8 protein-coding genes are annotated in these 11,466 nt (G+C 33.8%); 6 read left to right on the forward strand and 2 right to left on the reverse strand.

The features are described 5' to 3' along the window. The first annotated feature begins 116 nt into the window (after nt 1–116). The gene (locus tag B0I10_RS05890) at nt 117–1,109 is read left to right on the forward strand and encodes a hypothetical protein (RefSeq protein ID WP_146740313.1); all 993 of its coding nucleotides are present in this window, start codon (nt 117–119) and stop codon (nt 1,107–1,109) included. Here B0I10_RS05890 and B0I10_RS05895 read toward each other — a convergent pair. Then, nucleotides 1,104–1,838 carry a glycosyltransferase family 2 protein gene (locus B0I10_RS05895; RefSeq protein ID WP_112085562.1) on the reverse strand — a complete coding sequence of 245 codons (735 nt, stop codon included), beginning with the start codon at nt 1,836–1,838 and terminating at the stop codon, nt 1,104–1,106. The genes B0I10_RS05890 and B0I10_RS05895 overlap by 6 nt on opposite strands. A 92-nt stretch (nt 1,839–1,930) precedes the next feature. On the opposite strand from B0I10_RS05895, the gene B0I10_RS05900 reads away from it, so the two are divergent. Beyond that, entirely contained in the window at nt 1,931–3,178 is a 1,248-nt protein-coding gene (locus B0I10_RS05900) for a glycosyltransferase family 39 protein (RefSeq protein WP_146740314.1), read from the forward strand. Here the strand turns inward: B0I10_RS05900 and B0I10_RS05905 are convergent. Continuing rightward, the gene (locus B0I10_RS05905; protein WP_112085564.1) at nt 3,147–3,830 is read right to left on the reverse strand and encodes a cell division ATP-binding protein FtsE; all 684 of its coding nucleotides are present in this window, start codon (nt 3,828–3,830) and stop codon (nt 3,147–3,149) included. The two genes, B0I10_RS05900 and B0I10_RS05905, sit on opposite strands and share 32 nt — an antisense overlap. 210 nt (nt 3,831–4,040) lie before the next feature. On the opposite strand from B0I10_RS05905, the gene B0I10_RS05910 reads away from it, so the two are divergent. The 4 genes from B0I10_RS05910 (at nt 4,041) to asnB (ending at nt 11,194) form a co-directional block, all read left to right on the forward strand. Further along, entirely contained in the window at nt 4,041–7,055 is a 3,015-nt protein-coding gene (locus B0I10_RS05910; protein WP_112085565.1) for a tetratricopeptide repeat protein, read from the forward strand. A gap of 20 nt (nt 7,056–7,075) precedes the next feature. Beyond that, nucleotides 7,076–8,842: a TonB-dependent receptor gene (locus tag B0I10_RS05915; protein WP_112085587.1), complete on the forward strand. Its 1,767-nt coding sequence runs from the start codon at nt 7,076–7,078 to the stop codon at nt 8,840–8,842. 115 nt (nt 8,843–8,957) lie between these two features. Then, nucleotides 8,958–9,401 (forward strand): hypothetical protein, encoded by a 444-nt coding sequence (locus B0I10_RS05920; RefSeq protein ID WP_112085566.1) that lies wholly within the window; start codon nt 8,958–8,960, stop codon nt 9,399–9,401. 176 nt (nt 9,402–9,577) lie between these two features. After that, nucleotides 9,578–11,194 carry an asparagine synthase B gene (gene asnB, locus B0I10_RS05925; RefSeq protein WP_112085567.1) on the forward strand — a complete coding sequence of 539 codons (1,617 nt, stop codon included), beginning with the start codon at nt 9,578–9,580 and terminating at the stop codon, nt 11,192–11,194. Nucleotides 11,195–11,466 lie beyond the last annotated feature (272 nt).

An 11,466-nucleotide genomic window follows, 5' to 3' on the forward strand; every position in this document is an offset into this window, starting at 1 on the left:
TACATATTATTAGTTTTGATAATCCATATCCGCCCAAATACGGTGGTGTCATTGATGTTTTTTATAAGATAAAAGCACTACATTCAATTGGAGTTTCAATTCATTTGCATTGTTTTGTGGATGAAATCCCTGCTGATTTTTCTGTTTTAAAAAAAATCACAGAAGAAGTTTATTTTTATAAACGAAAAAAAAAATTTTGGAGTTATATTCAATCGAAGCCATTTTCTGTACATTCTCGTTTTTCAAAAGAAATGATTCATCGTCTCTATCAAGATGATTTTCCCATACTTTTTGAAGGATTACAAACAACAGCCATATTAAGCCATTTTGAAAGCAAATCAAGAAAACTTTTTTTACGTTTGCACAATAATGAAGAAAAGTATTATGAAGGTGTTTCAAAAAGCGAGAAAAACAATTTAAAGAAAGGGATATATTGGTTAGAATCCATCAAATACAAACACTATCAAAAATCAGTTTTTAACCAATTTGAAACTATTTTTACGCTTTCCGAAACAGAAAATAATGAGGTTAATCTAATTTCAAATAATAGTACTTATGTTCCAGTTTTTCATGGAAATGAAACGGTTGCTCAGCTGAATGAATTTGGACATTTTGCACTTTATCATGGCGATTTACGCATTTCTGACAACCAACGTGCTGTTGAATTTTTAATTAATATTTTTAAAGAATTACCAGAACATAAATTGGTGATTGCATCAAAATCAGGCGAAAGTAGCGTACTAAAACAAATCAAAAATGCTCCAAATATTTCATTTGTTCCAGCCGATGACCAAAAAACATTAGATAAATTATTTGAGGAAAGTCATCTCCACGTACTTTATTCTTTCCAACAATCTGGAACAAAGCTAAAAGTAATAAATTCTTTATTCAATGGTCGTTTTTGCTTGATAAGTTCCAATATGGTTGATGATAAAAATGTTTTGGAATTATGCTCCATTGCAAATGAAAAAGCAACATATAAAGAAAAGATACACTATTTAATGAAGCAGCCTTACAGTCTTGATGATAAGCGATCAATTGTTTTAAATAGCGTTTTAAATACTATTGAAAATGCTAAGCAACTTGAAAAATATATATTTACATTATAACTTCAATAACCCATATTTAAATATACACCAAATCGCTCTAAAACCATCTTTCCAACTGATTTTTTTTCCTTCTTCATACGTTCTGCCGTAATAAGAGATGCCTACTTCGTAAATCCGAATTCGTTTTATTCGAGCAATTTTTTGAGTAACTTCAGGTTCAAAACCAAATCTTTTTTCTTTTAATTGAATTGATTTTAAAATCCGAGCATCAAACAATTTATAACAGGTTTCCATATCTGTCAAATTCAAATTGCTAAACATGTTTGATAGAAAAGTCAAAAACCGATTGCCAATCGTGTGCCAAAAAAACAGAATTCGATGCGGTTTTCCACCCATAAATCGAGAACCGTAAACCACATCAGCATGACCTTCTAAAATAGGTTTTAATAAAATGTTATATTCATTCGGGTCATATTCTAAATCGGCATCTTGAATGATTATATAATCTCCGGTAGCTTTGGCTATTCCCGTGTGAATGGCAGCACCTTTTCCTTTATTAAAATCATGTTGGTAATAGAGAATGATAGTGTCAGGATTCACAGATTGATAACTAAGTAAAGCATTTTCAGTACCATCAGTGGAGGCATCATTTACAACGATAATTTCTTTTAACATGTTTTCAGCTAATTCAACATGCCGAACTTTATTCAAAATTAAGTGAATGGTTCGAGCTTCATTGTAGGCCGGAATGATAATGGATAATTTTTTTGAACCGCTTTTGTTTTCCATAGAATTGAAAATAATATCCTATTTTTGACTATTATTTTTGATTGAGCAATTTAGCTTTTTTCAACAAATTGAAAACTTATTTATTAAAATTTATGACACTTTTTTTTAAAAAGTACCTTTATCAATTGGTTTTACTATTTATTGGTATAATTTGGTTGCTCATTTTATGTGGATTATTGGATATTCATTTGCAAACAATCATTTTTCCTGATGCAGGAAATTATAATGAATCGGCCACTAATTTATATTGGTTTCAGCGAGGCCATACTTATCGACCCATTCTGATGGCGGCCATTTATGGTTTTCCTTTACTGTTGGGAGCTACCGACCACTTTTTATATACTTTTGCTATTTACGTTAATATACTTTTATGGTTGAGTTCAATTGTGTTGTTGTTTGAAATTATACAACAGTATGTGTCAAAAAAAGTAGCTTTTAGTCTTTCGTTGTTATTTGTTTTTTCTATTGGAATTACACTTTTTAATTTTCATTTACTAGCAGAAATTCCGTTTCTTTTTTTTCTGCTATTGAGTTTTTATTTTCTTCAAAAATATAGTCAAACAAAAGTGGTGAAATGGTTAGTTATCGCTTTGTCAATCTTGGTTTTGAGTATGTTGATTAAGCCCGGAAGCAAGTTTTTCGCTATCTTATTACTAGTTTATTTCAGCAAAACACTCTTCATGCAGTACAAACAAAAAGTAATGCTTTTGCTTTATGCTTCAATAGGTTTGTGTATTGTTCAAGCCGCCGGATTAAAATATCAATTTGGTGATTTTACCATAAGTTATATCGATAATGTAACTTTCCATAATTATTTATTTTCTAAAGCAGATTGTTATCGAAAAGGAATTGAATACAATCAAATTGGTAATCCCAGAGCGGAATATTTATTTACAAAAGAGGCACACGAGCAAAAGAAAATTGCCGGTGAAGATATGTTAGAGCAGATTCAGCATAATAAAATTAATATTTTAATAGCATATTTTCACAATTTCACTTGGAATTCGTTATCCGGAAATATGGTGCTTAAATCGTATTCAAATTTTTCAAATTCGCCAAGTTACAGTAAAATACAAAGTTTTTTATATTGGATTTCAAAATATCAAAATAGAATGATGACCTCTTTAGGGATTGCTTTGAGCTTAATTTTTCTACTAAAAAATAACAGAAAAGATGAGTTTTTGTTTTTCACAGCTCTATTAGTAGTTTACATTATCGGAGTATCAGGAATATCAAGTGATCAAGGTGACCGTTTCCATATCATTACGTACCCGTTTACGCTAGTTTTGTTAGCCAATTATTTAAAATCTAAACCGTTCTTTGCACCACTTCAAAAATAGTGCTGTCTTCACATTTCAGTGTTTTCGATGGAAATTTCATAATTAACGCATAGTCGTGCGTACACATAATAATCGTCTTACCGTTTTGGTTGATTTTTCGTAATACTTCCATCACTTCCACACTCGTTTGCGGATCTAGATTTCCGGTGGGTTCATCGGCTAAGATTAATTCCGGATCGTTTAACAAAGCTCTGGCAATGGCAACTCGTTGTTGTTCACCACCCGAAAGTTGATGTGGCATTTTATGAAGCATCGATTTCATGCCGACTTTTTCCATTACTTCATCAATCTTTTGTTTCATTTCTGCTTTTTCAATCCAACCTGTTGCTTTTAGAACAAATTCTAAATTGTCAAAAATACTTCTGTCCGGCAATAATTTAAAATCCTGAAAAACAATCCCGATTTTTCTTCGCAAATACGGAATATCTTTTTCTTTCAATTTTGCTAAATCAAAATCTACAATCGAACCTTCGCCTTCGGTTAATGGTAAATCGGCATAAAGCGTTTTCATAAAACTACTTTTTCCGGAACCGGTTTTTCCAATAATATAAATAAAATCACCTCGGTTTACTTCCAAAGAGACATTTTTTAATATCATGTTTTGTTCCTGAAAAATAGTGACGTTTTTTAAAGAAGCGATCGTATTCGACATAAAGTATAATTTAAGTTGTAAAAGTACTAAGTTAACAATGGTTTTCAAAATATTATTTTATTTCATTCATAAAACGCAACTTTCAAACCTGTAACTCGCAACCCGCATCTTTAAGAATTGTTTAAAACCTTGTTCATAATAAACACCTTCATTCCCTCGTTACTACACAAAGCAAACCCTAAATTTGTAAATTAAACAAAATCGAATCCCATGCAAAAGAAAAATTGGTTTATTTTCCTATTTTGGATAGCGGTAAATTTCACCGCTTTAGCCCAAAAAACAGAAATTTATACTCATGATTTAGAAGAGTATAATCGTGCCATTGAATTATACAAAGAAAAACAATATCAATCGGCTCAAATTATTTTCAAGAAAGTAAGTGAAGAAAAGATAAGCGATGATGTGCAAGCCGATTGTGCCTACTACATCGCCAATTGTGCCATTCGACTCAATCAATCGAATGCCGATTTGTTAATGGAAAAATTTGTCGCAGATTATCCGACGAGTTCCAAACACAATCAAGCCTACATCGAAGTTGCTCATTATTATTTTGATGAAGGAAAATTTCCGCAAGCGTTGCAATGGTTTGAAAAAGTAGATGAAAGCAATTTAACAGCCGGTGAACGTGAACGATTTAATTTCCAAAAAGGTTATGCTAATTTTACCGGAGGTAAGAAAAAAGAAGCGACAAGCTATTTCAATAAAGTGGTGAATTCCAAAGAATACGGTTCGCAGGCAAAATATTATTTAGGTTATATGTCGTATGAAAAAGACGACTACAAAGTGGCCAACGAATATTTTGAACAAGTGGAAGGCGAGCAGAAGTACAAAGAAAAAATGTCGTACTACCAAGCAGACATGAACTTTAAACTCGGAAATTTTCAAAAAGCAATCGATTTAGGACTTGCTGCGATGGCAAAAAGTGATGCCATGGAAAAATCAGAGTTAAACAAAATTATTGGCGAAAGTTATTTCAACTTAAAACAGTATGACAAAGCCATTCCCTATTTAAAAGATTATAAAGGAAAGAAAGGAAAATGGAGTAATACCGATTATTATCTTTTTGGATATTCCTATTACAAGCAAGGTGATTATGAAAATGCGATTAATCAGTTTAATAAAATTATCAACGGAAATGATGGTGTTGCCCAAAATGCCTATTATCATTTAGGGGAAAGTTATTTAAAAACAGACAAAAAGCAACAAGCCTTAAATGCGTTTAAAAATGCTTCGGAAATGGAATTTGATTTAAAAATTCAAGAAGATGCTTTTTTAAATTATGCGAAGTTGAGTTATGAAATAGGAAATTCATACCAAACCATTCCAGGTGTTTTATCTGCTTTTTTAGAAAAATATCCAAACAATCCAAACAAATTAGAAGTAGAAAATTTGTTGATTAATTCATTCATCACATCAAAAAATTACAAAGGTGCTTTAGAACTAATCGAAAAAAATAAAAACTTCTCCAACAAAGCAGCTTATCAAAAAGTGACTTTTTATAGAGGTTTAGAATTGTATACCGACGGCGATTTTACCGAAGCCATGAAAATGTTTAAAAAATCAATCGCAGAACCAAGAGAGGCAAAATTCACCGCTCGTGCCACTTTCTGGAAAGGTGAAACCGAATATGTGTTGGATAATTTTGCAGAAGCAATGTTGACTTTCAAACAATTTACAGGTTTTGCTGAAGCCAAATCAACTCCGGAATATAAAAATATCAATTACAACATTGGTTACACGCATTTTAAGTTGAAAGAATACGAACAAGCGGCAACCTATTTTCAAAATCATATTGATGCCGTAAAAGATGACAAAGTTCGTTTGAACGACAGTTATTTGCGAATGGGCGACAGTCATTTTGTGTCTGCTAAATATTGGCCTGCAATGGAAGCGTACAACAAATCGATTGAAATGAAAGGCGTTGATGCCGATTATGCCGCCTATCAAAAAGCATTGAGTTACGGATTTGTAAACCGAAATGACAAAAAAATTGAAGATTTGAATTTGTTCCTAAAAAGTTATCCAAAATCGCAATACCGTGATGATGTTTTGTTTGAGTTAGGAAACACGTATACGAATAATAACAAATCAGATTTAGCTTTAAAGACTTATGATCAGTTAATTAGTGAATTCAAAAACGGTTCATTTGCTGCGAAAGCTATTTTGCGTCAAGGTTTAATTTATTACAACGATAACAAACCACAATTGGCGATTACAAAATTGAAAAAAGTAGCTGCAGAATATCCGCGAACCCCGGAATCGCTGGAAGCGGTAAATACGGCCCGTCAAATTTATGTGGACACCGGAAATGTAAATGAGTATGCCGATTGGGTAAAAACATTGGATTATGTTGAAGTTTCAAATGCCGATTTGGATAATACGACTTACGAATCAGCAGAAAAACAATATTTGCAGAATAATCCAAAAGGAGCAATTACCGGATTTAGCAATTATGTCACTCGTTTTCCAAACGGAATTCATTCGCTAAAAGCAAACTTCTATTTGGCTCAATTGTATTTTGCTGATGGATTAGAAAACAACGCCATTCCGCAATATGAGTTTGTAGTTTCTAAACCGAGAAGTGAATTCACCGAGCAAAGTTTGGCTCGTTTAACCGAAATTCATCTCAAGAAAAAAGATTATGCTAAAGCAATTCCAGCTTTAAAGCGTTTGGAAACCGAAGCCGATTTTCCTCAAAATATCACTTTTGCTCAGTCTAACTTGATGAAATCGTATTACGAACAAAAAGACTACACCAACGCCGTTTTGTATGCCGATAAAGTGTTGGCTAATCCAAAAGTGGATGACAGAATCAAAAGTGATGCGCAAATGATTGTCGCTCGTTCTGCTATCAAAACCAATGATGAAGCGAAAGCAAAAATAGCTTATGCGAAGTTACAAACAATCGCAAAAGGCGAATTGGCTGCCGAAGCTCTATACTATGATGCGTATTTTAAAAATAAAGAAGGAAAATATGAGCCATCTAATGTAGTTGTTCAAAAATTGATAAAGGATTATTCCGGTTACAAATTTTTTAGTTCCAAGGGCTTGGTTTTAATGGCTAAGAATTCTTACGCCTTGAACGATAGTTTTCAAGCCACCTATATTTTAGAAAGTGTGATCAAGAATTTTACCGAGTATTCAGATGTAGTAGAAGAAGCTCAAAAAGAATTAGATGCCATCAAAGCCGAAGAATCAAAACGCAATTCATCCATTCAAAACTAATTTTTACCAAAATGAAAGACATGAAGATTTCAACTCTAAATAAATCAATCGTAGTAGTTCTTTTTTTGATTAGCCAAATTGGTTTTTCCCAAAAAAAAGATGAAAATATCGGAACCGAAGTTGTGAATGTGGTAAAACCGTATTCCGCCACCATTTCGGATGCCTTTAAGGTAAAAGAAACTCCATCGCTCGACGACGATGATAATTCTAAAAAAGAGGAAATAAAATACAACATTTTTTCTTTTCCGGTTGCTTCTACATTTACACCGGCAAAAGGAAAAGCAGCAGGAGTTGATAAACCTAAAAAAGAAAAATTATTCAGCAACTACGCTACATTAGGTTTTGGAAATTATGGGAGAATTCTCGGAGAATTATTTGTAACCGAACAATTGAGCCAAACGGATTATGTGGGCGGAATGTTGCGTCACCACTCATCGCAAGGTGGTATTGATGAGGCAATTTTAGATGATAAATTCTATACTACTTCGTTAGATTTAACTTACGGAAGTCAGCAACGCAATTTTAATTGGAATGCCGATTTAGGGTATCAACATCAAGTATATAATTGGTATGGAATTGACCAAAATTATTTTAATAGGGAAGAAGCTTTTTATGTAGCAATCGATCCGTCACATACGTACCACAACTTCAATTTAGGCGGAAAAATCGGTTTTGAAGACAGTTTTTTCACCGGAGCCAGTTTGCAATACAATCGTTTTTGGGATAATTACGGTTCGGCCGAAAATCGCTTTTTGGTTAAACCGTCGTTTGAATTCGACATCATGGATGCTGCCGTAAAAACAAATGTTATCGGAGATTATGTTTCAGGAAGTTTTGAACGCAATTATTTTAATTTGAATGAAATTAAATACGGTTTCACCAATTTCGGCTTAAATCCTTCCATTTCACTAACGCAGGATGATTGGGCTTTTGATGTGGGTGTTTCGCTTTTTTACAGTGCCGATATAGAAAATAGTAAAAGCAAGTTTTTTATCTATCCAAAAATCACGGCTTCCTATAAATTAGTAGGCGATTTGATGATTTTTTATGCCGGTGCCGATGGAAATTTACAACAAAATACGTATCGTGATTTCACCAACGAAAACCCGTTTTTATCCCCAACATTATTTATAGCCCCAACCAGCAAACCGTATGATGTTTTTGCCGGGTTAAAAGGGAAATTAGCAGGAAATGTGAGTTATAATGTGCGTGGTTCATTTGCACAAGAAAACGATAAAGCATTGTTTAGAAATAATGTGTTTCCAATGACAACAGATCCTGCTTTACCAAATGATGTTGAGCCTTATGCTTTTGGTAATTCGTTTGATGTAGTATATGATGACGTAAAAACATTGAGCTTTTTCGGAGAATTAAAAGCCGATTTATCCAAAAATATTTCAGCCGGAATTAATGGAACTTTCCGAAGTCTTTCTGCAAAAGATCAAGCGGAAGTATGGAATTTACCTTCCATCACTTTCGGAGCTAATGTGGATGCCAATATCACTGAAAAATGGTATGCCGGATTGAATTTATTCTTTGTTGGTGAAAGAAAAGACCAAGTTATTGCTCCGGATGTTTTGAATGATCCTGCTTTTTATGCTTTTGCCACCAAAACTTTAGATAGTTATTTCGATGTAAATGCTAACGTGGGTTACAAATACAACGAACGTTTGAGCTTGTTTTTAAGAGGAAACAATTTACTTAATCAATCGTATGAACGATGGTTGAATTACCCTGCACAACAAATTCAAGTGGTGTTGGGAGCAAATTATAAATTTGATTTTTAAGTTTATTTAACCGCAAAGTTCGCAAAGATTTCACAAAGTCCGCAGAGTTTTAAATGAACCTTGCGGACTTTTTTAAACTCAGCAACTCAGGTTCTCAGTAACTCAGCATCTCTCCATGAAAAAAAAAATTACCCAACACTATTCCAACTTTATCCAAAACAAAATCGATTCACTTCGTCAAATGATAGCTGATTTAACTGAAGATGCTAAAAACGATGCCAAAGGTTCAGCCGGAGACAAACACGAAACGGCTCTATCAATGATGCATTTGGAACAAGAGAAACTGAATCAGAAGTTAAAAGAATTCTTAGAAGCCAAATCCATTTTTGAGTCGATTGATTTTCAGAAAATAAATACAAAAGTTACAGTTGGAAGTTTAGTTTTAGCCAATGATATTTATTTTCTCATTTCGGTCAGTTTGCCAAAAGTTGAACTAGAAGGGAAGACTATTTTTGCCATTTCGCCACAAGCACCGTTAGCTCAGAAGTTAATTGGACGGGTTTTAGGCGATTCAATTGAAATGAATCAACTGAATTATAGAATTAATCACTTGGAATAATTTTATAATTTTAAAGTTTTTGATTGCCATTTATCCTTTTATAATTTCATATTTATTATTTATTTCGATTTTTAGTTTTAAATTATAACTAAATTATCAATTTGTGTTTACATAAATAAACATATTTATCATTTTTGCTTCATCAAATAAAGTATAATTAGAAAAGCAAAAATAGTATGTGTGGAATTTTAGCCATTATAGGAAAAGGAAAAGATGAATCAGTAGTTCAGGAATTATCTAAAAGAATGTCGCATCGCGGTCCGGATGAAAGTGATTTGCATATCATGGCGAATGGTCACATTTTAGCTCATGAACGTTTGTCAATTGTTGATTTACATACCGGAAAACAACCTATTCAAGGCACTTCATCGGCTTGGATGATTCACAATGGCGAAATTTATAATCACCAAAAATTAAGAGACGGAATTTTGAAAGACCACAAATTCAGAACTACTTCGGATTCAGAGGTGATTGTGCATTTGTATGAAAAATTCGGTTACGATTTTTGTGATATGCTCGATGGAATGTTTGCCTTCGTAGTAATTGACGGTGATGATTATATTGCCGGCCGTGATCCACTTGGAATCAAACCACTTTATTACGGTTTGGATGAGCGAGGAAGAATGTTTTTTGCTTCTGAAATGAAGGCGATTGCCGATCAATGTAAAACATTTTCCACATTTCCTCCTGGACATTATTATACACAAGAAACCGGTTTTGTAAAATATTACCAGCCAAAATGGGAAGATGAAACGTTGGCAGTTGAAGAATTGGATTTAAAAGCCATTCGTGAAACATTATCTGAAGGAGTTCGTAAGCGTTTAATGAGCGATGTGCCAATCGGCGTCTTACTTTCCGGCGGATTAGATTCGTCGTTAACGTCTTCTATTGCTTCACGATATATGAAAGAAATGGGTAAAACGTTGCATTCCTTTTCAATTGGATTAGATGCTGAAGCTCCTGATGCCAAAGCAGCAAGAAAAGTGGCGGAGTTTTTAGGAACGCAACACCACGAAATTCATTTTACGATTGAACAAGGAATTGAGATTTTAGATAAATTAATTTGGCATTTGGAAACGTATGATGTCACCTCGGTTCGAGCCAGTACACCAATGTACTTTTTGTCAAAAGCGATTACCGATATGGGAATCAAAGTAGTTCTTTCCGGTGAAGGAGCCGATGAGATTTTTGGAGGTTATTTATATTTTAGAAATGCTCCAAGTGTCGAAGATTTCCAGAAAGAAACCATTGAGCGTGTGCAAAAGCTATTTACAGCCGATCTACTGCGTGCAGACAAATCGACGATGGCTCACGGACTTGAAGCGAGAGTTCCGTTTTTAGACAAAGCCTTTTTGGAATTAGCCGTAAAGGTAAAACCGGAAGAAAAAATGCCCTCAACGTATGACGGAATTGAAAAATATATCCTTCGTAAAGCATTTGACACACCGGAACAACCCTATTTGCCACAAGAAGTTTTATGGCGTCAAAAAGAGCAATTTTCAGATGGAGTAGGGTACAACTGGATTGATACCTTAATCGAATACTGTTCCAGTCAAGTTACGGATGAGGAGTTTGAAAAAGCGACTGAATTATTTCCGTATAATACACCCATTACGAAAGAAGCATTTTTTTACAGAAGAATTTTTCACAAACATTTTCCGCAAGTGGCAGCTGCACAAACGGTGCGAAAATGGATTCCGAAATGGCAAGAAAACCAAGATCCAAGCGGAAGAGCCAATGCCGCTCACGTAAAAGCAGACACAACCATTGCAAAAATGGATATACCGGTATAATTTTTTTTTGATTGAAGTTTAGTTTGTTTGTTTAAGGCGTTCTCGTTGTGGGGAACGCTTTTTTTTTGTTGTGAGAGCAAATTTGATAAACAGCACATTGATGTACCAAACTGCGTGAAGGATTGAAGTGAAAAGCCCGCAGGACAAAGGTTGAGTTTTTGCGGGTGTGCCGGCGACTGTATCGTCCTAAAAAAAGTTTACAGTTTTTAATTAAATCCTAGTATTGGTTTACGGTTCATTTTTAATCCTGTAATTGGTTTACAATTATAGTG

Source organism: Flavobacterium lacus, from assembly GCF_003268815.1.
Taxonomy (GTDB): Bacteria; Bacteroidota; Bacteroidia; order Flavobacteriales; family Flavobacteriaceae; genus Flavobacterium; species Flavobacterium lacus.

What these genes read in the sequence shown, in the direction of transcription:
- B0I10_RS05900 (WP_146740314.1), top strand. Translation starts at nt 1,931, where the DNA reads ATGACACTTTTTTTTAAAAAGTACCTTTATCAATTGGTTTTACTATTT.
- B0I10_RS05915 (WP_112085587.1), top strand. Translation starts at nt 7,076, where the DNA reads ATGAAGATTTCAACTCTAAATAAATCAATCGTAGTAGTTCTTTTTTTG.
- B0I10_RS05895 (WP_112085562.1), bottom strand. Translation starts at nt 1,838, where the DNA reads ATGGAAAACAAAAGCGGTTCAAAAAAATTATCCATTATCATTCCGGCC.
- B0I10_RS05910 (WP_112085565.1), top strand. Translation starts at nt 4,041, where the DNA reads ATGCAAAAGAAAAATTGGTTTATTTTCCTATTTTGGATAGCGGTAAAT.
- B0I10_RS05920 (WP_112085566.1), top strand. Translation starts at nt 8,958, where the DNA reads ATGAAAAAAAAAATTACCCAACACTATTCCAACTTTATCCAAAACAAA.
- asnB (WP_112085567.1), top strand. Translation starts at nt 9,578, where the DNA reads ATGTGTGGAATTTTAGCCATTATAGGAAAAGGAAAAGATGAATCAGTA.
- B0I10_RS05905 (WP_112085564.1), bottom strand. Translation starts at nt 3,830, where the DNA reads ATGTCGAATACGATCGCTTCTTTAAAAAACGTCACTATTTTTCAGGAA.